The following is a 25,346-nucleotide window of genomic DNA, read 5'->3' as shown; positions in this document are numbered from 1 at the left end:
CCCTCTGAGAAGACGGTTTCATCGGGTCGACGGATCGGGCAGCCCGGCTGCCAGCAGGCGCAGCGCCTCGGTGAACAGCGGCTGGAACGGCGCCGGCGGGTCCGCGGTCAGGTACTGGTCGTTGGCGGCCTTGACCGCGGCCATGGCCGCCGCGGCGACCAGCTTCGGGTAGAGGTCCCGGTCCGGGTCGGTCCCTGTCCGGGCGGCCACGGCGGCCGCGAGCTGGGCCTCCTCGGCCCCGCCGCGCCACAGCTCGGCCTGGAGCGCCGGTTCGCTCAGCAGCAGCCGGACGGCGGCGGTCCAGCGCGGGTGCGGCTGCTCGGCCGTGTCCCCGAACGGTTCGAGCAGGGCCCGGGTCAGTGCCTCCCAGAGCGGCTCGGTGGCCGGCCGTCCCCGCAGCGCTCCGGCGGCCCGCCGGACGCGGTCGCGGTGCCGGAAGACGATCGCCTCGGCCTTGCTGGAGAAGTAGTTGTTGTACGTGCGGGGCGACACCCCGGCCTCGGCCGCGATGTCCTCCACCCGGACGTTCTCCAGTCCCCGTTCCACCGCCAGGCGCAGGGCGGCCCAGCTCAGTGCCTCCCGGGTCGCGGCCTTCTTCCGTTCCCGCAGGCCGGGTTGATCCGTCGTCATGGCCACCACTGTCCGGCAAAAGGTGCGCAACGCGCAATAGTGCGTAGCGCGCAACTTTTTCTCGGCGTACGGGGCCGTGGCGAGCCGCTCGCCACCTGCGATTTGTCGCTGGTAGTAGTTGCCTGATCGCGGAGCGATTCCGCCCGGGGGTTCGGCCCCGCACATTCCGGCGGGACGGCCCGACAGGACTTGAGGAGCGGCCATGGGTGGCAGGCAGCGTCCGCCGCGCGCGCGGAACCCCCGCCAGGGCAAGCCCGCCGGGAACGCCCGCCGGGCGGACTCCCGGGTGGAGTTCGCCCGGATCGAGGGCTACCTGGCCTGGGAGGCGGAGGTCGCGGCGGCCGAGCGGGACGCCCGCGCCTTCGCCGCGCAGTTCCCCTGGCTGCCGGCCGCGGAACGGGAGAACCTCGAACAGGCCTACACCGCCGACCGGCTGCGCTACGCCGAGGAGGTCGTCGACCGCGCGGTGGAGCGCTGCCGCCGACTGGCCGCCCGCTACCGGGCCGAGTGCCGCCGGATCTGCACCCGCTGGGCGGCGCTCTGCCTCTCCGTCACCGTCGCCGCCGCGCTGTTCGCCGTCGTCCCGGCGGCCCTGCGGGGCTGAGGTTCCAGGGGCGGCCCGAACGACGAGGGCCCGCTGTGCCGTCGCCGGCGCAGCGGGCCCTCGTCGTGCCCCCGGGAGGGGTCAGTGGTGGCCGTGGCCGCTCGTGACCTCGGCGTGCTCCTCCGCCGTGGGCTTGGCGATCTGGCTCTCCCGGCCGTAGAAGCCGCGGGACAGCTTCACCCGGGCGCGGGTCAGCAGACCGGTCTTGCGGACCACCCCGTTCTCGTCCACCGCGGGCGGCAGGACGTCCGGCTGCGGCTGGTCGTGCGAGGTGAGGGTGAAGAGCCGGCCCTGCGGCAGCGGGGCGTGGATCTCGACGAACTCGCCGTGCTGGAGCCGCTTGATGACGCCGGTCTCCCGGCCGTGCAGCACCTTCTCCTTGTCCCTGCGCTGCAGGCCAAGGCACCACCGCTTGGTGATCACGAAGACGATCACCGGCAGGGCGAAGAAGCCGGCCCGCACCGCGTAGGTGATCGCGTTGATCGACAGGTGGAAGTGGGTGGCCAGCAGGTCGTTGCCGCCGCCGGCCAGCAGGATCAGGTAGAGGCTGATCCAGGCGGCGCCGAACGCGGTGCGGACCGGGGCGTTGCGCGGACGGTCGGCGATGTGGTGCTCACCGCGGTCCCCGGTGACCCAGGCCTCCAGGAACGGCCAGCCCCAGAGGACCATCAGCACGGTCGGGAAGATCATCAGCGGGACGAACACCCCGAGGTTCAGGGTGTGGCCGCCCCAGACGCTGATCTCCCAGCCCGGCATCACCCGGATCAGGCCCTCGGAGAAGCCCATGTACCAGTCCGGCTGGGCGTCCGTGGACACCTGGTCGGGCCGGTACGGGCCGTACGCCCAGATCGGGTTGACCGTGGCGATCGCCGACATGACCGCGACCACGCCGAAGACCAGGAAGAAGAAGCCGCCCGCCTTGGCCATGTAGACCGGCATCAGCGGCATGCCGACGACGTTCTGGTTGGTCCGGCCGGGTCCGGCGAACTGGGTGTGCTTGTGGTAGAAGACCAGGATCAGGTGCGCCACCAGGAGCCCGAGCATGACGCCCGGGATCAGCAGGATGTGGACGGTGAACAGCCGCGGGATGATGTCGTGGCCCGGGAACTCGCCGCCGAACATGAAGAACTGCAGGTAGGTGCCGACGATCGGGACGGCGAGGACGGCGCCCTCCATGAAGCGGATGCCGGTGCCGGAGAGCAGGTCGTCCGGCAGCGAGTAGCCCATGAAGCCGTCGAACATGCCGAGGAAGAGCAGCAGCGCGCCGAAGACCCAGTTGATCTCGCGGGGCTTGCGGAACGCGCCGGTGAAGAACACCCGCATCATGTGGGTGAACATCGAGGCGATGAAGACGATCGCCGCCCAGTGGTGGATCTGGCGCATCAGCAGGCCGCCGCGCACCTCGAAGCTGATCCTCATCGTCGACGCGTAGGCCTCCGACATCGGGATGCCCTTGAGCGGGACGTAGGAGCCGTCGTAGACGACCTCGCCCATGCTCGGGTTGAAGAAGAGGGTCAGCCAGACACCGGTCAGGATGATGATGACGAAGGTGTAGAGCGCGACCTCGCCCAGCATGAAGGACCAGTGGTCCGGGAAGATCTTGCGCAGATTGGCCTTGGCCAGGGAGTAGATGCCGAGCCGGCCGTCGGTCCAGTCGGCCAGCGCCTCACCCGCGTTCGACGGTTTGGCGCGCGTGCTGGTCACCGGTCCCGGCTGCGACTGCTGGTCGGCTCTCACGACGGGCTCCCCGGCGTCCTCGGCGTGCCGTGATGGAGCCCCGTCGGCGGGAGCGCCGGCCGGCGAAGTGTTGTGATCATGGGACCTCTCGATACGGGCCTGCCGGTCGGACCGGCGCGCGGACCGGGTCGGCCCGCTGGACTCGTTGCTCAGGGTGATGGATCGCTTACTCTGACATGCTGTCGGCAGGGGACCGACTGTGCACGTCCATCGGCCCGTCCGGCCGCTCGTGTCGGGCCTTACGGGGGTTCCCGGCGCCCGATCGGCTGGCCGCCGCTCGGCCCAACTGGGGTCGATGCTGCGGTCGGGTGCCGCTGAACCGATTCGGCGCGCGCCGCGTCCGGGGGTCGCGCGGTCGACGGCCTACGCTGCGCCAATGGTGGATCACCGTGAACTCTTCGAGGACGTCACCGGGGCCCTGGCCCGCGCCGGGTTCGACACCGAGCCGGGCCCCTCACCGCTGTGGATCGGCCACCACCCCGAGGGTGTGGTGGTCGGCTGGACGCCGGGCGCGGACCCGGACGGCCCGCCCACCCGGGAGGCGCGCGCGGCACTCAGCGACGCGGCCGCGCTCGTGCTGCGCGAGTGCGGCTACCTGGTCGCCGCGACGGAGGCGGGCGACCTGCTGGTGCGCTCCGCTGAACCGGTGACGGTCCCGGCCGAGCCCGAGCCGGTGCCCGAGCAATGGTGGGGGTGACGGTCCGACGGCCTGACGGGCGGTGGGCTGACGGGTGATGGGCCGGCGCCCCGTCGGGGAGGGCGCGGCCGTTCCCATACCCAACCCTTACTCGCGCTGGGGTTGCAGTTGACCAGTGCGGCTCTAAGGTTTGCCTAAGCTAAGTCGGCGCCCTGGACCGTGACGTCCGGGGCGTTCGACTGTGGCGCCGCGCCGTCGTCGTGGCGGGGCGGGGACAGGTGACGGTCCGGGCCGGTCCCGGGGGAGGAGCCCGCTGCATGTGGGACGAGGCGTTTCCCAGCTTCCTGATCGGGTTGCGCGAAGGCCTGGAAGCCGGTCTGATCGTGTCGATCCTGGTCGCCACGATGGTCCGGGCGGGCCAGAAGGCCCGGCTGCCCCAGGTGTGGACGGGCGTCGCGGCCGCCCTCGCGCTCAGTCTCAGCTTCGGTGCGGTGCTCACCTTCACCGCCGCCAACCTCTCCGGCCACGCCCAGGAGGCGTTCGGCGGGGTGCTCAGTCTGATCGCGGTCGGCTTCGTCACCGCGATGGTGTTCTGGATGCGCCGCTCCGCGCGCACCCTCTCCGCCGAACTGAAGGAGAAGGTCCAGGCCTCGCTGGCGATGGGCGCGGGCGCACTGGTCCTCACCAGCTTCCTCGCCGTCGCCCGCGAAGGCCTGGAGACCTCGCTCTTCCTGTGGACGAACGTGCGCACCGCCGGGGAGTCCACCGGCCCGCTGCTCGGCGCCGCCGTCGGCCTGGTGCTCTCGACCGTCCTGTGCTGGGGCCTGTACCGGCGGGCGCTGAAGATGAACCTCACCCGGTTCTTCACCGTCACCGGCGCCGGACTGATCGTCGTCGCGGCCGGCGTGCTCGGCTACGGACTGCGCGACCTCCAGGAGTCCGGGCTGGTCGGCGGTGGGAGCACGTACGCCTTCGACCTGAGCGGGCACCTGGACGCCTCGTCCTGGTACGCCACGCTCGTCCAGGGCACGCTCAACCTGACCGTCACCATGACGGTCCTGCAGGTCGTCGGGTACGTCGCGTACCTGGGCGTTGTGATGACGATGTTCATCGAGGGTGTCCGGGGCGGGGCGGGCGCTCCGGCTCCGGGCCCGGCTTCGGGCCCGGTTCCGGCTTCGGCTTCGGCGAAGAGTGGGACTGCGAAGGGTGGGGCCGCGAAGGGTGAGTCCGGGACGGCCGGGGCCGTGGTCGAGGATGCCGGGCGGGTGCGCGCAGGCCGTCCGCGCTGGGTGCTGCCGACCGCGCTGGTCGCCGTCCCGGTGGTGGTGGCCGGCGCCGTGATCGCGGTCAGCGACGGCAAGCAGGAGAGCTCCGCCACCGTCACCGTCTCCGAACGGGACTGCGGAAAGGGCTTCGGCACCCCGCGCCCCGGCCAGCAGGTGTTCCAGATGCACAACACCGGCGACAAGGTCTCCGAGGTGTACCTGGTCGACCCGGGCAGCGGCGCGGTCTACGGCGAGATCGAGGGCCTGGCCCCCGGCACCACCCGGGCCCTGACCGCCACCATCGGCTCGGGCGACTACGCCTGGCGCTGTGTGCCCACCGGCGGCAGCGCCGTCACCTCCGCCGCCGTGCGCGTCACCGGCGGCGGCGAGGTCAAGACCGTCAAGGCCGTCAAGCCGGTCTCCGAGGACGACCTCAAGGGCCCCCTCGACAGCTACAAGGAATACGTCGACCAGGGCCTCGCGACCCTCGTGACCCAGACCCGCAAGCTCCAGGACGACGTCCACTCCGGCGACCTCGCCACCGCCAGGGCCGACTGGCTCACCGCGCACCTGCGGTACGCCTCGCTCGGCGCCGCCTACGGCACCTTCGCCGACCTCGACGGCAAGATCGACGGGCGCCCGGACGGCCTCGCCGACAAGGTCCGGGACAGCGGATTCACCGGCTTCCTGCGCCTGGAGTACGGCCTGTGGCACGACCAGTCGGCCGCCGACCTGACACCCGTCGCGGACGAGCTGGCGCAGAACGTCGCCAAGCTGGCACAGGACTTCCCCGGCCAGGACTTCGACCCGGCCGACCTGCCGCTGCGCGCCCACGAGATCCTGGAGAACACCCTCCAGTTCGAGCTGACCGGCGACACCGACATGGGCAGCGGCACCAACCTGGCCACCGCCCAGGCCAATCTGGCGGGCACCCAGGAACTGCTGACCCTGCTCCGGCCGCTGCTCGATGAGCGCGACCCGCAGCTGCCGGCCCGGGTGGACGGCGGGGTGAAACGGGTCGGTGACCTCCTCGCGGCCGCCCACGGGCCCGAGGGCTGGACCCCGGTCGACCGGCTGCCCGCCGACGCCCGCCGCAAGCTGAACGGCGCCACCGGGCAGCTGCTCGAAGACCTCGCTCCCGTCCCCGCCCTGCTCGAGATCCGGAAGGCCGCCTGATGACCGACCACACCGCAGCCGTCGGCTCCTGCCCCTTCCCGCACGACGCCGCCGCTGCCGCTGCTCGGGGTGGTGCGCCGGACGCAGTCGGGCCGGATGCCGTTGCTTCGGATGTCATTGCTTCGGAGGCTGTTGCGCCGGCCGGCGCGGTTCCGGCGGAGGGCGGTTGTCCGGCCCGTCCTGCCCGGCGCAGCTTCGTCCGGGCCGCACTCGGTGCCGGGGCCGGGGCCGCCGTACTCGGCGGCGGCGCCCTCACCCTCGGCGCCGGCCCGACCTCCGCCGGGGACGGCTCGCAGGCGAAGAACGGGGCGGTGCCGTTCCACGGCGAGCACCAGGCCGGGATCACCACCCCGGCCCCCGGGTACGCGGCCTTCGTCTCCTGTCAGGTGATCGCCCAGGACCGCAAGGGACTCGAAGACCTCCTCAGGACCCTGACCGGGCGGATCCGCTTCCTCACCGCCGGCGGCACCCCGCCAGACCTCGGCGTCGGCGCGCCTCCCTCGGACAGCGGCATCCTCGGCCCGACCGTCCCCGCCGACCACCTGACCGTCACGGTCGGCGTCGGCGCCTCGCTCTTCGACGAGCGTTACGGGCTGGCCAAGGCCAAGCCGCTCAAGCTGACGCCGATGAAGACCTTCCCCAACGACAACCTGCAGGCCGCCGAGGTGCACGGGGACCTCTCGCTGCAGATCTGCGCCGACCGCCAGGACACCGTGCTGCACGCGCTGCGCGACATCACCCGGCACACCCGCGGCGCGCTGCAGATCCTCTGGCGGATCGACGGCTTCCAGAACCAGCCCCGCCCGGACGGCGCCCAGCGCAACCTGCTCGGCTTCAAGGACGGCATCGTCAACCCGGACACCGGCTCCGCCCGGGAGACGGACCGGCTGATCTGGGTGAACGGCACGACGGGCGAGCCCGCCTGGGCCGTCGGCGGCAGCTACCAGGTGATCCGGATCATCCGGATGCTGATCGAGTTCTGGGACCGCGTCACCCTCGCCGAGCAGGAGAAGATGTTCGGCCGCCGCCGCGACACCGGCGCCCCGCTCGACGGCCGTCAGGAGACCGACGCGCCGGACTACGCCAAGGACCCGGAGGGCAAGGCGATCCCGCTCGACGCGCACATCCGCCTCGCCAACCCGCGGACCGCGGAGACCGACGACTCCCGCATCCTGCGCCGCGGCTTCAACTACGACCGGGGCGTCGACCCGGCGGGCAACCTGGACATGGGCCTGGTGTTCTGCTGCTACCAGCAGGACGTGGTGCGGCAGTTCGAGGCCACCCAGACCAGGCTCATCGGGGAGCCGCTGGTGGACTACATCTCACCGACCGGTGGCGGGTACTTCTTCGTCCTGCCGGGGGTCAAGGACGACGCCGACTGGCTCGGGCGGGGGTTGCTGACGTCCGTCCGGGTCTGACGGCCGCTTTCTGCGGCGGGCCCGGGGCCGCGGGCGGGATCCGAGCGCCGAATCCGAGCGCCCGGTCCGTTCGCGGTCAGTCGCCGAGCGTGAAGCCGATCACCGCGCCGCCGCCCTCCCGGTTGACGGCGAAGGCGGTGCCGCCGTGCGCGCGGGCCACCTCGGCCACGATCGCCAGGCCCAGCCCCGAACCGGGCAGGCTGCGGGCCGCGGTGGCCCGGTAGAAGCGGTCGAAGACCCGGTCGAGGTCGGCCTCGTCGATGCCCGGGCCCCGGTCGCGGACCTCCACCCGCAGCCCGCGCACCACCACCTCGATCGGGCCCGCGCCGGCCGGGTCGAACTTGGCCGCGTTGTCCAGCAGATTGCCCACCGCGCGGGCCAGTGCGTCCGGGCGGGCGATGACGACGGTGTCGTCCGCGTCCACCAGGATCTCCCGGTCGCTGCGCCGCCGGACCTGGGCGGCAGCCCCGCGGACCACCTCGGACAGCACCACCTCGGTCGGGTGCTCGTCCGCCCGGTGGTCCGCGGCGAGCGCCACCAGCTCCTCCACCAGCTGGGACAACTCCCTGGCCTCGTCCGTCAGATCGGCCATCAGTGCGGCGCGCTCGGCGGGTGGCAGCCGGTCCATGGCGGGGAGCACGGAGAGGTTGGTGCGCAGGCTGGTCAGCGGGGTGCGCAGCTCGTGGCCGGCGTCCTGGACGAGACGGCGCTGGTTCTCCTTGGCGGCGGCGAGCCGGACCAGCATCCGGTCGAAGGCCCGGCCGAGCCGGCCCACCTCGTCCGTGCCGGAGGCGGGCACCGGAACGTCCAACCGGCCGCTGGCGGCCACCAGTTCGGCCGCGGTGGTGAGCCGGACCAGCCGGCCGGAGATCCACCGGGCGAGCAGCCAGCCGGCTCCGCCCGCGATCACCGCGACCACCGCCACCAGCCCGGCGGTGCGGTACCGCAGGGCGGCCAGTAGCCGCTCGGTCGGACCGACCTGCTGGATGATCTGGACCGCGCCGCGGTGGCCGCCGAGCGAGACCACCCCCACCCGCAGGGTGTCGCCGTGCAGCCGGCGCATCCCCGACTCGGTGCGGCCGGGCTCCTCGGCCCGGGCGAGTTCGAGGTCGGCCGGGGTCGGCGGAAGGTCGATCCGGGCGGTGCCGGGGAGCACCCGGGCGCTCGGGTCGAGCGCCTGCGCCGTCACCCGGATCGGGCGCAGCAGGTCGTCGCTGAGACCGTCGGGGCCGGTGAAGTCGCCCGGGAAGAGGGTCTGCCGTTCGACCTGGCGGTCGACGGAGGCCACGGCCGCGGTGAAGTCGGCGCCCTCGTCGTCCCGGATCAGTCGGGCCGCGGCGTGGTAGCCGAGGGCGCCGATCAGCACGGCGACCAGGGCGGCGATCGCGGCGAAGGCGAGCGAGAGGGTGGTGTGCAGGCCGGGGCGCGGCAGGCGCGGCCGACGGCGTCCCGGGGCGGTCACGGCTCGCGCGGTCACGATGCGCGCCCTATCGTGACTCGCCCCGTCGTGACCCGCCCCGTCGTGACCCGCCCGGTCACGACCCGCTCTGGCACGACCCGCCCGGTCGTGACCCGCCCGGTCACGACCCGCTCTGGCACGACCCGCCCGGTCGTGCCCTGGCCGGTCACGGCTCGCGCAGCGCGTAGCCGACGCCGCGGACGGTGTGGATCAGCGGGCTCATGCCCGGGCGGTCGAGCTTGCGGCGCAGGTAGCCGATGAAGACGGCGAGGTTCTTCGAGCCGGGGCCGAAGTCGTAGCCCCAGATCCGCTCGTACAGGGTGGCCTGGTCCAGGACGGATCCGGCGTTCCGGGCCAACAGCTCCAGCAGGTCGAACTCGGTGCGGGACAGCTCCAGCTCCTGCCCGGCCCGCCAGGCCCGCCGGGCGGGCGGATCGATCCGCAGGTCGGCCACGGTCAGGGACTCGGCGATCTGGACGGGCTGGTTGCGGCGCAGCAGGGCGCGCAGGCGGGCGAACAGCTCGTCCACGTCGAAGGGCTTGACCAGGTAGTCGTCGGCCCCGGCGTCGAGGCCCGCGATCCGGTCCGGGACCTCGACCCGGGCGGTGAGCATCAGCACCGGGGTGCGGTCCCCGGAAGCGCGCAGGCGGCGGCAGACCTCCAGGCCGTCCGGCGCGGGCATCATCACGTCGAGCACCAGGGCGTCCGGGCGCTGCTCGGCGAGGACGGCCAGGGTCTGGGTGCCGTCCGCGGCGATCCGCACCCGGTAGCCCTCCAGCGTCAGGGCGCGGACGAGCGAGTCACGGATGGCGCGGTCGTCCTCGGCGACCAGCACGGTGTGGGTCATGGGGGAGATTGTCCCTGGCGTGCTCACGGCGGTCACGCGCGGGGCCGGGGACCACCCGGACGGGTACCTGCGGCGGCCGCTTTCGCGCGCTGCTTCGCAGGCGTACGGTTGCCACACGGTGGTGCGCCCGCCGGGGTGGGCCGCCGGTCCGAGTGGCACGCCCTGCCGGAGGCCCGCGATGGCAGACCGGATGGCCTTCTTCACCACCCCGCGCGCGGAGCGGGCGCGGCGGGACGCGCGCGAGCGGCTGGGGGACCGGCGGGAGGTGTACCGGCCGGGGGCCCTGCTGCCGATGGTGGGCGGACAGGCGGAGCGGTGCATGGACTGCGGGCTGCCGTTCTGCCACAGCGCCTGCCCGCTGGGGAACCTGGTGCCGGAGTGGAACCAGCTGGTGGCGGCCGCCGACTGGCGGGCCGCGGCGGCCCGGCTGCTGGCGACGAACAACTTCCCCGAGTTCACCGGGCGGCTCTGCCCGGCGCCCTGCGAGAGCGCCTGCGTGCTGGCGATCGACGGGGCCGCGGTGGCGATCAAGAACGTGGAGCTGGCGATCGCCGACCGGGCCTGGGAGGAGGGCTGGGACAGGCCGTTGCCACCCGGGGGGTCCGAGGGCTCCGGGGACTCAGAGGGCCCCGGGGGCTCCCGGGGTTCGGAGGGTTCCGAGGGCTCCGGGCGGTCGGGGCGTGCCGGGTGGTCGGGGAGTGCCGAGCGGGGTGGCGGACGGCGGGTCGCGGTGATCGGCTCCGGCCCGGCCGGGCTGGCGGCCGCTCAGCAGCTGACCCGGGCCGGGCACGCCACCACGGTGTACGAGCGGGCCGACCGTCCCGGCGGGCTGCTGCGCTACGGCATCCCGCCGTTCCGGCTGGAGAAGCACCGCCTGGAGCGGAGGCTCGAACAGCTGCGGGCCGAGGGCACCGCGTTCCGCACCGGGGTGTGGGCCGGCCGGGACGTGCCCGGTGAGGAACTGAGGGCCCGGTACGACGCGCTGGTGGTCGCGGTGGGCGCGACCGCCGGCCGGGAGCTGCCCGTCCCCGGGCGCGAACTGCCCGGTGTGCACCAGGCGATGGAGTACCTGACCTGGGCGAACCGGGTGGACGAGGGCGACTGCCCGGACCCGCCGGTCTCCGCCGAGGGCCGCCACGTGGTGATCGTCGGCGGTGGGGACACCGCGGCCGACTGCCTGGGCACGGCGCTGCGCCAGCACGCCGCCTCGGTCACCCAGCTGGACATCAACCCGCGCCCGCCGGAGCGCCGGGCGCCCGGGCAGCCCTGGCCGGTTCACCCCAAGGTGTACCGGGAGACCACCTCGCACGAGGAGTCCGGCGCGGCCGGGGCAGGCCCCCGGGTGTTCGCGGCGGTCACCGTGGGCTTCGAAGCGGGCCCGGACGGCCGTCTCGCCGCCGTCCGGTTCGCCGAGGCCGAACCCGCCGAGCGCAGCCCGCGGACCGGCACCGAGCGGCGCCTGCCGGCCCAGCTCGTCCTGCTCGCGCTGGGCTTCACCGGGCCCGAGCCGGACCAGCGGCTCTTCAGCCAACTCGGTCTCGCCACCGGGTCGGAGGGCACCCTGCCCAGGGACGACGGCTTCGCCACCGCGACGGAGGGCGTGTTCGTCGCGGGCGACGCCGGACGCGGGCAGTCGCTCGTCGTCTGGGCGATCGCCGAGGGACGGGCGGCCGCCGCGGCGGTGGACCGCTACCTACGTGGGCGCACCGAACTCCCGTCGCCGATCAGGGCGTCGACGCGGGCACTCACGCTGTGAGCGACTGGTCGGGAGCCGGTTCGACCCGGTGCGTGCGCTGGTCGTAGCGCCAGAGCGCGGGTATCGCGGTGGACAGGACCGCGGCGCTGCCGCAGCAGAACAGGCCGCCGGTGCGCAGGGCCGCCCGGATGCCCTGCCGGGCCGCGAGACCGCCCGCCCGCAGATCGCCCAGGGCGGGCCCGGCGGAGCCGATCAGCATCTCCAACCCGGCTGCGCGGCCACGCAGTTCGTCCGGAATGGACTGGTTCCAGATCGCGCTGCGGAAGGTGTCCCCGATCCAGTGCGCACCGCCGGCGACCACCAGGCAGAGCAGCACGCCCCACAGGCCCGGGGCGAACGCCGCCGCGGCCGTCGCCAGGCCGACCAGGGCGGCGGAGAGCACGACCAGCCGGCCGTGCCGGTGCACGCGCTCCGTCCAGCCGCCCGTCGCCGCGGCCACCAGGCTGCCGGCCGCGCCGGCCGAGTAGAGCAGGCCGAGCGCCCACGTCGCGTCCAGGTCCGCGGCCAGGAACGGGAACAGCGCGGTGGGCAGGGCGAAGACGGTGGCCGCGAGGTCGGCCAGATAGGTGCCGATCAGGTCGGGCCGACGTGCCGCGTACCGGGCGCCCTCGACGAACTCGCCCAGCCGCGGCTTCTCGGCGTCCCGCTCCGAGGGGACGGGCCGGACCTGGGCGAGCAGCGCGATCGAGAGCAGGAAGGTACCGAGGTCGACCAGATAGGCCGCCGGGACGCCGGCGGTGGCGATCAGCAGCCCGGCGGCGGCCGGGGCGGCCACCCCGCCGACGCTCCAGCGCAGTGAGAGCAGCACGCCGGCCGCCACCAGCTGGTCGTGCGGCACCAGCCGGGGGACCATCGCGTCGACCGAGGGCTGCTGGATGCCCTGCAGGGCCGCCGCGACCCCGGCCGCGGCGTAGAGCGGCCAGACGGCCGGGGTACCGAGCAGCGCGTTGGCCAGCAGCAGGGCGCTCAGCGCGGCCAGCGCCACTTCGGTGACCAGGGCCACCGTCCGGCGGTCCATCCGGTCGGCGAGGACGCCGCCGTAGAGGCCGAACAGCACGGCGGGCACGAGCTCGACCGCGCCGACCGCGCCCACGGCCCACGGCGAGCCGGTGAGGTGGGCGATCTGCAGGGGGATCGCCGTCATGGTGAAGGTCGAGCCGAGCATGGTGACCGCGCCGGAGGTCCAGGTCAGGCGGAAGTCCCGGGAGGAGCGCCAGGGCGCGGTGTTCGGCAGCAGCCGGGACCGGAGGCGGTCGGGGGCGGAGGCCATACGGGGTGATCCCTTCGCGGTCGGTCGTCGTCGGGGGAGTCGGTGCGGTGGTGGCGGGGGGCGTTGTGGGCGCTTGGGTGATCGTCCTTATCGCTGATAAGTCCTGGCTCGGGAACTTATCGGCGATAAGGTGGACCTGGCAAGCGATTAACCCGGGAGGGTGGACGGATGGCGCTGCAACGCGACGAGGTGGTGCGCACCGCGCTGCGCCTGCTCAACGAGGAGGGCATCGAGGGGCTGACCACCCGACGGCTCGCCCGCGAGCTCGGCGTCCAGTCACCGGCGCTGTACTGGCACTTCAAGAGCAAGCGGGAACTGCTCGACCTGATGGCCGAGGCGATGCTCGCCGAAGCCCTCCCACCCGACCGCGAACCGGACCCGGAGCACTGGCCCGAGTGGATCGCCGCCGACGCCCGGGCCAAGCGCGGCGCCCTGCTCGCCTACCGCGACGGCGCCCGGGTGCACGCCGGCACCCTGCCCACCGAGGACGAACTCCCGGCCGTCGAGGCCCAGCTGGGCGCGCTCTGCCGGGCCGGGCTGCGCCCGCGCACGGCGCTGCGGCTGCTGCTGACCGTCGACCGGTACATCATGGGCTGGGTCACGGAAGAGCAGGCCTGGCGGCAGGACGCCGCGGACCGCGAGCGGCCGCCCTTCCCGGACGACGTACTGCGCGGGCTCCCGCTGCTGCGCGAGGCGGCCGACGTGCTGCGGATGACCGACCACGACGCCGACTTCGAGTACGGGCTGCGCGTGATGATCGAGGGCTTCCGCGCGGAGATCGCCCGGGAAGCGGCGGGGCCGGCCGGGGCGGGGGATGGGCTAGGTTGGCGCCATGACCACCCTTGATCCCCGCGACACCGCCCTGGTCCTGATCGACCTGATGGACCGGATCGTCGCCAACCCGCTCGCGCCGCACACCGGTTCGGAGGTGGTGGCCGCCTCGCTGGAGCTCGCCCGGGCCTTCCGTGCGGCCGGTGCCCCGGTCGTCGCGGTCCGGGTCGAGCGGCCGAACGTGGCCGAGCAGCCGCCCGGGAGCGAACTCCTCGCGGAGGTCGAAGCGGTGGCCGACGAGGTCGTGGTGAAGCGCACCATCGGCGCCTTCCAGGGCACCGGCCTGCACGAACTGCTCCGGGCGCGGGGCGTGGAGACCCTGGTCTTCGCCGGGATCGCCACCAACCTCGGTGTCGAGTCGAGCGCCCGCGCGGCCGCCGACCACGGCTACCGGCTGGTCTTCGTGGAGGACGCGATGACCGGGCTCAGCGCCGAGGAGCACCGGGCCTCGGTCGAGCTGGACTTCCCGCGGCTCGGCGAGGTCGTCGTCGCGGGGGACGTGCGGCTGGGCTGAGGCCGGTCAGGCCGGATGGTTATGGCCGGCCGGTCAGGGCTGCGCGGTCGGGTCGACGGGCAGCGGGACGCCGTACCTCACCAGCTCCGTCGCGGAGATCAGGTAGCGGCCGTCGGGCCGGCGTTCGAGTCGGGTGCGCACGCTGATCCCGTTCGGTGTGCGGGACCAGCCGTCCGCCGCGACGTAGGCGCAGCTGGTGGAGACCTCCAACTCGACCACGTCCCCGGTGAGGTCGCCCGGATCGGTGTGGCCCTCCAGGGGCATCGCGGTCGCCCACATCACCACCGACCAGCCCCGGCGGGCGGCCAGATCGGCGGGCCAGACCGTGCCGTCCGCCGAGCAGGCGTTCAACCCTCCTCCGGCGGCGGCGAGTTCCGGCGTCAGGTACGGACGGACCCGGCGCAGGACGGACGCCGGCCCGGTGTCGCCGCGGGACGCGTCGAAGCTGCCCGAGGTGACCGCCCAGGCGACCGCGACGGACTCCGCGTCGTGGTCGTCGACCGTCAGCGGCGGCGTCTCCGCGGCCGGGTGCTCCTTCGGGACGAGTGGCTGCACCGGGTCGGCCCCCGGCGCGGAGGAGAAGGTGAGGCCGGCCGGAGCGGTGGCGACCGCGGTGCCCGGGATCACCTGCTCGTCCTGGTCGTAGCAGGGGTTGCACCGGATGCGCTCGCCGGCGCCCTTGCCGTAGCCGGTCTCCCAGCCCCTCCCGTGGGTCGAGATCTCGGTGCCGCGTTCCGTCCGCACCCCGGAGACCCGGAACGGGCGGTCACCGTCCTTCAGCGTCCAGGTGCGGGGTTCGCCGTCGACGGTGCCCTCGACCGTGAGCACGTAGTCGTAGCTGTGCCGGGTCGCCAGCACGGTGAGGCTGATCAGTTCGGGCTTCTGGTTCTCCAGGTAGAGGTACTTGTCGGTGAAGAACGGGGCGAACGACACCGGTCCGGCGGCCCCGATCAGTGCGACCGGCTGGGCGGCGTCCAGGTCGAGGCCCATGTCGACCTTCTTGCCCTCGCCCTGGCCGGTGCAGTTCACGATCGTGCCGGGCAGCGGGTCGCGGGGCTCGCCCACGATGGTCGCCCGCACCTGCTCGATCGCCACGGTGTGGCCGTTGCCGACCATCGAGAGCGAGAGCGGCGACGCACCCACGTCCGTGGCGCCCTGCTGGTGCGACCACGTCCGGGCGGCGCCGCAGCCGGTGACGGCGGGGAGTTCGGCGGGCTTGACGGTCCTGGGGACCACCGCGGTCGAGTCGGCGTCACCGTGCTCGGGATCGTAACGGGCGCCGAGTACCGGCCCAGTGCCCCCATCCGTCGCCTTCAATACCCAGTACGTCGTGCCGGCGCCCAGCAGCGCCAGCACGCACGCCACCGCCACCAGCAGGCGCAGCCGCGGCCCGCGGCCGGTCATCAGGGAGATGATGCCGCCCATGACCACGTTGCCGTGGATGGTGCTGTTACTGATCCTGTTGTGCGTGTCGCGCTGCTCGCCCACACCATCCACCCCGTCCGACGGATCCGCGCCCACTACAGTGCAGGTCCCGGCGGGCGAAGGGAAGACCGCCACCCCCGCTGCGGCTCGGCCCGGCTCCGCTCGGCGGCGGGCTCGGCCTCGGGCTTGACCGTGACCTCGACGTCGGCCTTGACGTCGGCCTTGACCTTGACACGGTGACAAGGCCTTCACTGAGCCGGAGGAGGTGGTCCCCATGACCGGCATGACCAAGCGGACGGCAGACACGAGCGCGCCCCAGGCGCTCCGGGGCCTGGAGCACGACGACCCGTCGGTCCGGCTGCGGGCGGCGCTGGCGGTCGGCACGGCCCCGGACCCCCGGTACGTCGGCGCGCTTGTCCGGCGGAGCGCGGTCGAGCCCGAGTTCTCCGTGCGCGAGACGCTGACCTGGGCGCTCACCCGCCACCCGGCGGCGACGACCGTCCCGCCGCTCCTCGTCGAGGTCCGCTCGGAGCGGGCCCAGGCGCGGAGCCAGGCGCTGCACACCCTGTCCAAGATCGGGGACCGGCGGGCATGGCCGGCGATCACCCCGGCGCTGCTGGCCGACCCCGACGAGGAGGCCGCGCGCAGCGCCTGGCGGGCGGCCGTCGTCCTGGTGCCCGAAGGTGAGGAGCACCGGCTGGCCGTAGGGTTGGCGACACAGCTCGGGCGCGGCGGCCGCGAGACGCAGCTGAGCCTCAGCCGGGCGCTGATCGCGCTCGGGGAGGTGATGCTGCCGGTGCTGGGCGCTGCGACGGCGTCCCCCGACCCGAGGGTGCGCGCACACGTGCTCGCCACCGAACGGTTGTGGCGCGATCCGGACGCCGGATTCGAGCTCGCGATCGAGGAGGCGAAGCGCGTCGCGGTCCTCGGTGGATCCGACCAGGAGGGGTAGTAGGCGGTGTTGATCGGTGATGTCGCCCGGCGGTCCGGGGTCAGCGCCCGGATGCTCAGGCACTACGAGTCGCTCGGCCTGGTGCGGCCGTCCACCCGGACCGACTCCGGCTACCGGGAGTACTCCGGCGAGAACATCCGGCGGATCTTCCACATCGAGAGCCTGCGGTCACTCGGGCTGTCGCTGAGCGACGTCGGGCGCGCGCTCGACGATCCCGGCTTCGCGCCGTCGGAGCTCGTCGACGACCTGATCCGCCGGACGATGGAGCGCATCGCCGCGGAGACCGAGCTGCTCACCCGGCTGCGCCGGATCGGCGCCGCGGAACCCGCCGGGTGGGAGGAGGTCCTGCGGACCGTCTCGCTCCTGCAGGCCCTGGAGTCGGGGAGCGCGGGGGCACGGCAGCGCGCGGCCCTGTCCGCAGCCGAGGGTGACCCCGTGCCGGCGGAGGCCCTGGCCGAGGCCGCGCTGGGGGAGTCGGACCCCAATGTCGCCGGAGCCCTCCGGTGGGCCCTGGCGCAAGCGGGCGAGGAGGCGCCGGCCCTGCTGGCGAAGGGCCTCGGCTCGCCCTCGGCGGAGGTGCGCGAGCGGGCCGTCCGCTCCATCGCCGAGATCCCGACCGCCGGGGCGACGGCACTGCTGCGGGACGCCCTCACCGGCCCCGACCCCGTCGTCCGGGGCCACGCGGCTCTGGCGCTCGGCACCCGCGGCGTGGCCGAGGCGGTGCCGACGCTCATCGACATGATCGTCGAGGGGCGGAACGACGCCGACGCGGCCGACGCGCTGAGCGCACTGGCGGGTGACCCGGCGTCGGCGGACCGGATCGCCACCGGGCTCGTCGCCCGCCTGGCCGGCGCGGCTGCGGGAGCCGCCGGACCGCCCGCCCGCCGCCGGCTGACCCAGGCGCTCGCCGACATCCCGGGAGGCACGGCGACCCGCGCGCTGGAGGAGTTGTCCTCGGACGAGGACCGTGCGGTGGCGCTCACCGCGGCGTACGTCCTCGGACTGCGCGGCGCTCGATAGCGGGTGCTGGTTCTCGGAGGTGAGGTGACGTCGGTGGGCGCCCCCTCGGGTCGGCGAGGGGGCGCCCACGGCGTTCGGGGAAGGGGTTCAGCAACCCTCGGAGATTTCCCGGAAGTTGGCGTAGTGGTCGGCCGAGTACCAGACCTGCGCGGTGTGCCGGTCCCGGACCAGGCGCTCGGCGTCGCGGTGGGTCGTGGGCGTGGGGCGGGGGTTGACGTCGTACTCGTGGTAGTCGCCGCCGGCGGGGAGGTCCTTGCTGCGGTTGCCGTACGGGTTGCTGCCGCGGATGAAATCCGGGCCGGGGATGCGGTAGTCGACGGGGGTCGGGCTGACGGGCCAGTCGAGGCGCTCCCAGATCCGGCAGGCCTGTTCGACCTGCGGTGGGAGGGCCTCGACCGGCAGCGGCGGCTGGATGACCGCGGCGGCCGCGGGGGTGACCGTGGCGGGGACGGCGACGGTGGGAATCACGGCGAGCGCGAGAGCCAGGGCGGCCTTCACGAAGCGTCGGGGTGTGGTCATGCGGCCAGCAGTACCGCCTCCGGCGTGCGGGGAGCGGGTGACCGTGCCGGTCGGTGACGGACACTCACCCGATCTGTGGAAGAGGCTGGTTGACGCGGGCGCGCGGGGCCGAGGGGGTGCCAAGTCCCGGGGTTGCGTCCGACCGGTGCTCAGACGACGATGACCCGGCGCCCGCGGGTGTGCCCGGCTTGGCTGTCGATGTGCGCGACCGCGGCCTCGGCGAGGGTGTACGCCTTCTCGACCGGGATGTGGAGCCTTCCCCGCGAGATGAGGTCGACGGCCTCGGCGAGCGCCTCCGGTACGCTCCCGGCCGCGCCGGAGAAGCGGACGCCGAGCTCGGGCGCGGTGAGGTCGGCGATGGAGACCACCTTCCGCGGGTCCCCGGTCAGTTCGACGAGTTCGCGGATCACGCCGGAGCCGGCCAGGTCGAGGGCCGCGTCGACCCGGCCGAGCTCCCGGACCCGGGTGACCCAGCCCTCGCCGTACGTCGTGGCGAGGGCGCCCAGGCCGCGCAGGTAGTCCTGGTTCGCGGCCCCGGCCGTACCGATCACCGTGATGCCGCGGTCGCGGGCGATCTGCAGCACCGCCGATCCGACTCCGCCGGATGCGCCGCTGACCAGCAGGGTCTGTCCGGACCGCACGCCGACCTCGCGGACGAGCCGCAGCGCGGTCTCCACCACGGAGGGGTACCCGGCCGCCTCCTCGAACGTCAGCCCCTCGGGCATCCGGGCCCAGGCGGAGAGCACCGCGAACTCGGCGTAGGTGCTGGAGCCTTCGCCGAACACGTGGTCGCCGACCTCGACACCGTCGACCCCCTCGCCGACCTCGTCCACCACCCCGGCGGCGTCCAGCCCGACCCCGGACGGCAGCTCGATCGGATGGGCCTTCAGGACCTGGCCTTCGCGAATCCTCCAGTCGACGGGGTTCACGCCGGCCGCCCGTACGGCGACGCGTATCCGGCCGGGGCCCGCGTGGGGCTCCTCGGCATCCACCAGGTGCAGTACGTCCGGGCCGCCGAACTCGGCGAAGCTCACTTTCTTCATGCGGCCGACCGTAACACTAACGGTTAGTATTTTGAAGCTGTTCTGTTTTTGTGACTGATAGCATCACGGCATGACCGAGCCGTCCGGACGCCGCGAGCGCAAGAAGGCCGCGACCCGCCAGAAGATCGCCGACACCGCGCTGAGGCTCTTCCTGGAACGCGGCTACGAGGCGGTGGGCATCCGCGAAGTGGCCGCCGAGGCCGACGTCGCCGTCACCACGGTCTTCTCCCACTTCGCCTCGAAAGAGGCCCTGGTGTTCGAACAGGACCAGGACTTCGAGCAACGCCTCACCCGGGCGGTCACCGACCGGTCGCCCGACGAACCGCTCATCCCCGCGCTGCGCCGCGAGATCCACGCCATGGTGCGGCACTGCACCGCGGACGGAGCCGGCCCGATCTGGCGCATGATCGACGAATCGCCCGCCCTGCGGGAGTACGAGGAGACGATGAGGCTGCGCCACGCGGACGCGCTGGCGACGGCCGTCGCCGCCGATTCCGACCCGGCGCGGTCGGCGACGGCCTGCCGGACGATCGCGCGGTTCGTGATCGGCGCGTTCTCGCTGGCCCGTGAGGCGGATGATCCGGCGGCCGCGGTGGACGAGATCTTCCGGATGATCGAGGCCGCCTGGGCCGTAGTCCCCTCCGGGACCTCCGCCGACGCGGCCTGACTGGCCGTCACGGTGTCACCCCGGGTCGGGCGGGGCCGGGGCGGGCGCGGGCTCGGGGCGCGTGGGGCCGAGGGCGCGTGGGTTCGGGGCGCGCGGGCTTGGGGCGCGGGGGTTCCGGGCGAAGGCGTCACTCGACCGGGCTAATCCCGACGGAATCGCCGGGTCGCGTCCGGTCGGCCGCCTAGGGTGGGAAACGTCGTACCCGTCCGGTCGAGCGAAGGCCCCGGGGCGGGTGAGAAGCCGGTTGATCGAGAAGCCAGTCGGTCGAGAACTCGGTTGGTCGAGCGCTCGGTTGGGTCGAGTGCCCGGTCGGGTCGAGTGCCCGGTCGGGTCGAGTGCTCGGTCGGTTGAGAAGGAGTCCTGTGCCGTCCTGCGACCCCCGAGACGCTCCCGTCGGCAATGTGAGCGCGGCGCTGCTGGTGATCGACTCCCGGCTCAGAGCCGTCTACGACGGCAAGACCGGGACGGACCCCGAGGAGCAGCGGATGCTCGAGGAGGCCGTCGCGTCCTTCAGTCCGGCCGAGGCCAGGGCGGTGCTGGAGGGGGTCTGCACTCTCGTCTACCTGTACATGAACTGGCTGAGCAAGGCGTTCGCGGAGCACGAGGAGGACGTGGTCGAGCACGTGGTGCCCAGCCTGGTGGCCACGATGCGGATGATGCCCAGGACCTTCCGTCCGGAGGTCGTCCCCACCATGGCCGGGCTGCTCACCGCCGCGGGCACCGGACTGAGCCCCACACTGTGGCGCGCCCAGTACGGCCCGTGGACGGAGGAGGAGATGAACCCGCTGGAGGCCACGGCGGTCCTGCTCGCGGAGTACGTCAACCGGATCTCGGGCAAGGGGAACGACTTCGCCACCACGCTGGTCTCCGACGTGCTGTCGAAGGCGGAGCAGGACTGACCGGGCCCGGGGGGTCGGTCCCCGGCCGGGTTCAGCCGTGGCCGCCGGCGCGCAGGGCGTCGCGCAGGCGGCCGCCCGCGGTGTCGAGGAGCCGGGCGGCGGTGGGCGCGTCCACGTCGGCGAGCAGGACCAGGATCGCGTCCTTCGCCCGGCCGCCGGTCGCGGCGAGGGCGGCCCGGACGGCGGCGTCCTCGGCGCCGGTGGCCTCGGCGACGATCCGTCGGGCGCGCTCGCGCAGCTTGGCGTTGGTGGCCCGGACGTCGACCATCAGATTTCCGTACGTCCGGCCGAGGCGGACCATCGCGGCCGTCGAGAGCATGTTGAGCACCAGCTTCTGCGCCGTTCCCGCCTTGAGCCGGGTCGAACCGGCGAGCACCTCGGGGCCCACCTCCACCTCGACGGCCAGTTCGGCGGCGGACGCCAGCGCGGAACCGCGGTTGCACGCCAGCGCGACGGTCAGCGCGCCGGTGGCCCGCGCGGCCCGTACGGCCGCCACCGCGTACGGGGTGCGGCCGGAGGCGGACACCCCGACCAGGGTGTCGGCAGGGGTGAGGGCGAGCGCGGCGACATCGGCCGCGGCGAGGTCGGGGCTGTCCTCGGCGCCCTCGGTGGCGGCCGTCACGGCCGGGAGGCCACCGGCGATCAGGCCCACGACGAGGGCCGGATCGGTGCCGAAGGTGGGCGGGCACTCGGCGGCGTCCAGGACCCCGAGCCGGCCGGCCGTCCCCGCTCCGGCGTAGACGAGCCGGCCGCCGCAGGCCATCCGGGCGGCCACCGCGTCCACGACGGCGGCGATCCGCTCCAGCTGTCCGGCGACCGCGGTGGGGACGGTGCGGTCCTCGACGTTCATCAGGCGGAGCAGTTCGGGGGTGGGCAGGGCGTCGATCGCGGCCCATTCGGGGCGGATCGTCTCGGTCGGGGGCACGGTGGGTCGGGTCGGCTGGTTCTGGTTCCGGTTCTCGTGCTGGTTCTGGATCTGGAGCTGGATCTGGCGCCGGCCCGGGTGGTGGTGGCTCGGGCCGTCGGTGTTCGGGTGGTCGTGGTCCATGCGGCGAGCGTCCCCCGGTGCGCGGGGGCCGAATCCGGGCGAGCGTGGGGGAGGAGGAGGTGGCCATGGCGCCGACCGTGGCCGAGCTGCTCGACCGGTTCGGCCGGACCTACGCGGAGGAGGCCGGGATCGCGCTGCGCGACAAGCCCTCCCCGCTCTACCGGCTGCTCATCCTGACGGTGCTGTGCTCGGTGCGGAACAGCGCCGGCACGAGCGGGCGCTGGCGGAGGCCGGGGCGCTCGGCTTGCCGGGGAGCCCGGCGGGCCCGGCTGAGCTGGTCGCGGCGGAGGACTGGCCCGGTTGGCGGCGGCGCTGACGCGGGCGGGTCTGGCGCGGGTGGCGCTGGCGCACGTCGGGGCGGGCCGCGCCGGGTGGTGCGAGATGCGCGGCTGAGACGCGCGGCCCGTGCGGGGCGGCCGGCCCGTGCGCCGGTGGGTCGTGGGGTCAGGTGGTGCGTGGCGGGGCCAGGTGGTGCGTGGCGGGGTCAGCCGGTGCGCCGCGGGGTCAGGCCATCCAGAAGAACACCGCCGTCATCCGGCGTTGGGCCAGCTCGTCGCCGTAGTAGCCGGTGGCGCTGTGGATCAGATTGGCGTGGTAGAGCAGCAGTTGGTTGTAGCGGTTGGGGACGCGGACGTCCTCGACGAAGTGGTCGCCGGGCACGCGGCGGGTGCCGAGCGCCTCGACCAGGTTGTTGTGCGGGGCGTTCACCAGGTTGCCGCCGAGGCGGCCGCCGGGGAACTGCTGGCGGTAGAAGCTGGTGCCGGCGTCCTTGGGTGCGTCCGGGCTGAGGTAGAGCACGGCTGCGTAGCGGCAGAGCGCGCGGGAGTCGGTGTGCGGGCGGGACTCCGATTCGCCGTCGCCGACGACCTGGACGCAGTTGTGGTTGAGCGTGCCGCCGCCCGGGGTGCTCTGCACCCAGAGCCGGGAGGCGCCGGTGGCCTTGCGGACCAGGCCCTCGACCCGGGCCAGCTCGTCGGGCTCCAGGCCCGGCATGGTGCGCAGCCCGGGCCAGCTCTCCGGGCGGTACGGGTAGCCCTCGGTCCAGTCGCCGCGGGCCAGGCAGCGCTCGCGGACGGCGTCAGGGTCGGGCAGGACGTCGTTGAGGACCCAGTAGTCCCGGCCCCGGGTGGGCTTGCGGTACGGCAGGACCGGCAGCGCGGTGGGCCTGATGGGCTGTGAGGGCATGCGCCGACCATAGGGGCGGTGATCGTCAACTTTCTGCCGTGAGCAGGTCAACCTTTCGTCAAGGGTGCTTGCCTCGGGCGGGTGGTCAGGCCGCCCGTACGGCGAAGCCGCCCAGCGCGCCCTCCAGTCGGTCGTAGGCGCGTACGGCGGAGGGGCGTACCGCGGCGGCGATCGTGGCCGCGTCCTCGGCGGCGAGGGTGCGGCGGAGCACCTCGCTGAACACCGCCCGGTCGACGCCGGCGAGCAGGGCGGCGGCGACCCGGCTCTCGAAGCCGACGGGTCTCTCGTGCACGGCCTCGGCCAGCGCCTCGGCCAGTGCCGTCTCGCCCTGCTCGTGCACCTCGCGCAGCCGGGCGACCAGTGCCGGGCTGTCGAAGACCGTCCGGGCGAAGTCCGGGCCGGAGAAGCCGAGGCGGGGGTCGTGCCGGTCGATCCCGGCCAGGCAGTCGCGGCGCAGCGCGGCCAGGGCCGACTCGCCCGGGGCTCGCCCGGCGACGGACCGGGCGAGCCGGCCGACCAGCTCCTCGTGCAGGTCGAAGAAGAGGTCCTCCTTGCGCGGGAAGTGGTTGGTGACGGTCATCTTGGCGACGCCCGCGGCGGCGGCGACCTCGGCGATGGTCGTCCGGTCGAAGCCCTGGGCGATGAAGAGCCGCGTCGCGGCGTGCGAGATCGCCTCTCGGGTGCGGCGCTTGTTGAGCTCGCGCAGGTTCGGAGTGGTCCCGGTCTCGGTCATGGCGGGAGCCTAGCGCAGGTCGATGGGTCGAGTACAGGAATTAGGCTTGACCTAATGAGTGGGTCCGTCCTAAGTTCTTCTCGGGCGGTCGGAACGGCTGCTCGGAGTGACCGCCGGAGCGGCCCGAGGGGGCGTCTGGGCGGCTCGCTCGATCGAGAGCGACCAGGGGAGGGCGCATGACGACATCCGTCACCGCGAAGGGCCGGCGAGGGGGAGTCCGGGAGGGGGAGCCGGAGCCGATCCCGCCGGGCCTGTGGAAGATGGGCGGGGTGCTCGCGCTGGGCCCGGTGCTCGCGCTGCTGGACTCCACGATCGTCAACGTCGGCATCGACTCCGTCGGTCGGGACCTGCACAGCTCGATCGGGGCGGTGCAGTGGGTGGCCACGGGGTACCTGCTGGCGATCTCGCTGACCATGCCGCTCTCGGGCTGGGCCGCGGGCCGCTTCGGGGCCAGGCGGGCGTGGCTCGCCTCGGTCGTCCTGTTCGTGCTCGGGTCGGCGCTGTGCGGGCTGGCCTGGTCGACGGGCAGTCTGATCGCCTTCCGGGTGCTGCAGGGGGTCGGCGGCGGGATGATTCAACCGCTCGGCCAGGCGATCATCATACAAGCGGCGGGGCCGTCCAGGATCGGACGGGTGATGGGCACCCTGATGCTCCCGATCAGCCTCGCCCCGGTCCTGGGGCCGATCCTCGGCGGCCTGGTGCTGGAGCACCTCGACTGGCGCTGGATGTTCCTGCTGAACGTGCCGGTCGGGCTGCTGATCCTGCTGCTGGCCGCCCGCTGGCTGCCGGCTGACGAAGCGTCGGACGCGCCGCGGCCCGGGCTGGACGTGACCGGCCTGCTGCTGCTCTCACCGGGCCTGACCGGGCTGCTCTACGGGCTCTCGACGATCGGCGACGGCGGCCCGGCCGGCTGGGCCGCCCTGGCGGCGGGCACGGTGCTGGTGGTGCTCTACGGCGGGCACGCGCTGCGCACGGGGCGCGGCGGCACCCGGGCGCCGCTGATCGACCTGCGGCTGTTCGCCCGACGCGGCTTCACCGTGGCGACGGCGAACAGCTTCCTGCAGGGCGCCGCGCTCTACAGCTCGATGTTCCTGGTGCCGCTGTACTACCAGCAGGTCCGGCACGTCGGGGCGGTCGAGGCCGGCCTGCTGCTGGCACCGCAGGCCCTCGGCACGGCGGTCACCGCGATGCTGGCGGCCCGAATAACCGATCGCCTCGCGCCGCGTCCGCTGGTCCTGATCGGCATCGTCTGCTCCCTGGTCGGCACGCTCGCGTTCACCCGACTGGGCAGCGGCTCCGAACCGGCCGGCTGGCTCATCGCCGGCTCGCTGGCACTGCGCGGCGCCGGCATGGGGATCATCGCGATCCCCGGCCTGGCGGCGGTGTACGGGAGCGTCGAGAGGGCCCAGGTGCCGGCGGCGGCAGGGGCGGTCAACGTCCTGAACCGGGTCGGCGGGGCGCTCGGCACGGCGGTGCTGACGCTGGCCCTCCAGCAGGCGCAGCACGGCCGGCCCGACCAGCCGGGCGCGGCCTTCGGGCAGACGTTCTGGTGGGTGCTGGCCCTGTCCGCACTGGCGATCGCACCCGCCTGCCTCTACCCCAACACCCGTAAGGACACCGCTAAAGACCCCGCCTGACGGGCCGGCGGCCCGCCCGGCGGGCGGTCCTGCACACGACGACTCGTCAACCCGCCACCACCAGCACGTCGACC

Annotated in this window: 23 protein-coding genes; 12 read left to right on the top strand and 11 right to left on the bottom strand. The window is 73.8% G+C overall.

Features of this window, described 5'->3' with window-relative positions:
• Nucleotides 1-18: 18 nt before the first annotated feature.
• Nucleotides 19-630: a TetR/AcrR family transcriptional regulator gene (locus IE332_RS21335; protein ID WP_189918786.1), complete on the bottom strand. Its 612-nt coding sequence runs from the start codon at nt 628-630 to the stop codon at nt 19-21.
• 202 nt (nt 631-832) lie between these two features.
• On the opposite strand from IE332_RS21335, the gene IE332_RS21330 reads away from it, so the two are divergent.
• Nucleotides 833-1,234 (top strand): hypothetical protein, encoded by a 402-nt coding sequence (locus tag IE332_RS21330; protein ID WP_189918784.1) that lies wholly within the window; start codon nt 833-835, stop codon nt 1,232-1,234.
• Between the two features lie 81 nt (nt 1,235-1,315).
• On the opposite strand, the gene qcrB is transcribed toward IE332_RS21330, so the two are convergent.
• Entirely contained in the window at nt 1,316-2,938 is a 1,623-nt protein-coding gene (qcrB, locus tag IE332_RS21325) for a cytochrome bc1 complex cytochrome b subunit (RefSeq protein WP_189918957.1), read from the bottom strand.
• A gap of 409 nt (nt 2,939-3,347) precedes the next feature.
• On the opposite strand from qcrB, the gene IE332_RS21320 reads away from it, so the two are divergent.
• The 3 genes from IE332_RS21320 (at nt 3,348) to efeB (ending at nt 7,467) form a co-directional block, all read left to right on the top strand.
• Entirely contained in the window at nt 3,348-3,668 is a 321-nt protein-coding gene (locus tag IE332_RS21320; RefSeq protein ID WP_189918782.1) for a hypothetical protein, read from the top strand.
• A gap of 257 nt (nt 3,669-3,925) precedes the next feature.
• Complete coding sequence (efeU, locus tag IE332_RS21315; RefSeq protein WP_189918780.1) at nt 3,926-6,049, top strand: iron uptake transporter permease EfeU; 2,124 nt, start codon at nt 3,926-3,928, stop codon at nt 6,047-6,049.
• Nucleotides 6,050-6,165: 116 nt separating this feature from the next.
• Nucleotides 6,166-7,467, top strand: coding sequence for an iron uptake transporter deferrochelatase/peroxidase subunit (gene efeB / locus IE332_RS21310; RefSeq protein ID WP_373313787.1), 1,302 nt, complete (start codon nt 6,166-6,168; stop codon nt 7,465-7,467).
• A 76-nt stretch (nt 7,468-7,543) separates the two neighbouring features.
• Here the strand turns inward: efeB and IE332_RS21305 are convergent, their stop codons facing one another.
• On the bottom strand, nt 7,544-8,944 hold the full coding sequence (locus IE332_RS21305; RefSeq protein WP_229928773.1) for a HAMP domain-containing sensor histidine kinase: 1,401 nt from the start codon (nt 8,942-8,944) through the stop codon (nt 7,544-7,546).
• Nucleotides 8,945-9,092: 148 nt separating this feature from the next.
• Nucleotides 9,093-9,773, bottom strand: a complete 681-nt coding sequence (locus IE332_RS21300) for a response regulator transcription factor (protein ID WP_189918776.1) — start codon at nt 9,771-9,773, stop codon at nt 9,093-9,095.
• 178 nt (nt 9,774-9,951) lie between these two features.
• Here IE332_RS21300 and IE332_RS21295 point away from each other — a divergent pair, with 178 nt between their 5' ends.
• Nucleotides 9,952-11,529, top strand: coding sequence for a glutamate synthase subunit beta (locus IE332_RS21295; protein WP_229928772.1), 1,578 nt, complete (start codon nt 9,952-9,954; stop codon nt 11,527-11,529).
• On the opposite strand, the gene IE332_RS21290 is transcribed toward IE332_RS21295, so the two are convergent.
• Nucleotides 11,519-12,799: an MFS transporter gene (locus IE332_RS21290; protein WP_189918774.1), complete on the bottom strand. Its 1,281-nt coding sequence runs from the start codon at nt 12,797-12,799 to the stop codon at nt 11,519-11,521. The genes IE332_RS21295 and IE332_RS21290 overlap by 11 nt on opposite strands.
• Nucleotides 12,800-12,967: 168 nt before the next feature.
• Here IE332_RS21290 and IE332_RS21285 point away from each other — a divergent pair, with 168 nt between their 5' ends.
• Nucleotides 12,968-13,645 (top strand): TetR/AcrR family transcriptional regulator C-terminal domain-containing protein, encoded by a 678-nt coding sequence (locus tag IE332_RS21285; protein ID WP_189918772.1) that lies wholly within the window; start codon nt 12,968-12,970, stop codon nt 13,643-13,645.
• A complete protein-coding gene (locus IE332_RS21280; protein WP_189918770.1) occupies nt 13,632-14,144 on the top strand; it encodes an isochorismatase family protein in 513 nt (170 codons plus the stop codon). The genes IE332_RS21285 and IE332_RS21280 overlap by 14 nt, the downstream gene beginning before the upstream one ends.
• A 33-nt stretch (nt 14,145-14,177) precedes the next feature.
• Here the strand turns inward: IE332_RS21280 and IE332_RS21275 are convergent, their stop codons facing one another.
• A complete protein-coding gene (locus IE332_RS21275; RefSeq protein ID WP_189918768.1) occupies nt 14,178-15,632 on the bottom strand; it encodes a hypothetical protein in 1,455 nt (484 codons plus the stop codon).
• A gap of 220 nt (nt 15,633-15,852) precedes the next feature.
• Between IE332_RS21275 and IE332_RS21270 the strand changes: the two genes are divergently transcribed.
• Nucleotides 15,853-16,521, top strand: coding sequence for a HEAT repeat domain-containing protein (locus tag IE332_RS21270; protein WP_373313785.1), 669 nt, complete (start codon nt 15,853-15,855; stop codon nt 16,519-16,521).
• A gap of 6 nt (nt 16,522-16,527) precedes the next feature.
• A complete protein-coding gene (locus tag IE332_RS21265; protein WP_189918764.1) occupies nt 16,528-17,541 on the top strand; it encodes a HEAT repeat domain-containing protein in 1,014 nt (337 codons plus the stop codon).
• Between the two features lie 87 nt (nt 17,542-17,628).
• Here IE332_RS21265 and IE332_RS21260 read toward each other — a convergent pair whose 3' ends face one another.
• Entirely contained in the window at nt 17,629-18,060 is a 432-nt protein-coding gene (locus tag IE332_RS21260) for a ribonuclease domain-containing protein (RefSeq protein ID WP_189918762.1), read from the bottom strand.
• Between the two features lie 149 nt (nt 18,061-18,209).
• Nucleotides 18,210-19,103, bottom strand: coding sequence for an NADP-dependent oxidoreductase (locus tag IE332_RS21255; protein ID WP_189918760.1), 894 nt, complete (start codon nt 19,101-19,103; stop codon nt 18,210-18,212).
• 70 nt (nt 19,104-19,173) lie between these two features.
• On the opposite strand from IE332_RS21255, the gene IE332_RS21250 reads away from it, so the two are divergent.
• Together IE332_RS21250 and IE332_RS21245 are read left to right on the top strand one after the other, a co-directional pair.
• Nucleotides 19,174-19,770, top strand: a complete 597-nt coding sequence (locus IE332_RS21250; protein WP_189918758.1) for a TetR/AcrR family transcriptional regulator — start codon at nt 19,174-19,176, stop codon at nt 19,768-19,770.
• Between the two features lie 401 nt (nt 19,771-20,171).
• Nucleotides 20,172-20,669: a hypothetical protein gene (locus tag IE332_RS21245; RefSeq protein WP_229928771.1), complete on the top strand. Its 498-nt coding sequence runs from the start codon at nt 20,172-20,174 to the stop codon at nt 20,667-20,669.
• 31 nt (nt 20,670-20,700) lie between these two features.
• On the opposite strand, the gene murQ is transcribed toward IE332_RS21245, so the two are convergent.
• The 3 genes from murQ to IE332_RS21230 all read right to left on the bottom strand — a co-directional run bounded on the left by murQ (nt 20,701) and on the right by IE332_RS21230 (nt 23,635).
• A complete protein-coding gene (murQ, locus tag IE332_RS21240) occupies nt 20,701-21,717 on the bottom strand; it encodes an N-acetylmuramic acid 6-phosphate etherase (protein WP_189918754.1) in 1,017 nt (338 codons plus the stop codon).
• 504 nt (nt 21,718-22,221) lie between these two features.
• A complete protein-coding gene (locus IE332_RS21235) occupies nt 22,222-22,902 on the bottom strand; it encodes a DUF6445 family protein (RefSeq protein WP_189918752.1) in 681 nt (226 codons plus the stop codon).
• An 85-nt stretch (nt 22,903-22,987) separates the two neighbouring features.
• Nucleotides 22,988-23,635 (bottom strand): TetR/AcrR family transcriptional regulator, encoded by a 648-nt coding sequence (locus tag IE332_RS21230; RefSeq protein ID WP_189918750.1) that lies wholly within the window; start codon nt 23,633-23,635, stop codon nt 22,988-22,990.
• Between the two features lie 176 nt (nt 23,636-23,811).
• Between IE332_RS21230 and IE332_RS21225 the strand changes: the two genes are divergently transcribed.
• On the top strand, nt 23,812-25,272 hold the full coding sequence (locus IE332_RS21225) for an MDR family MFS transporter (RefSeq protein WP_189918748.1): 1,461 nt from the start codon (nt 23,812-23,814) through the stop codon (nt 25,270-25,272).
• Nucleotides 25,273-25,346 lie beyond the last annotated feature (74 nt).

It is taken from the genome of Kitasatospora xanthocidica (genome assembly GCF_014656195.1).
GTDB lineage: Bacteria > Actinomycetota > Actinomycetes > Streptomycetales > Streptomycetaceae > Kitasatospora > Kitasatospora xanthocidica.
The sequence above is the reverse complement of the archived record's forward strand: the minus strand, read 5'-3'. Positions and strand labels throughout refer to the sequence as shown.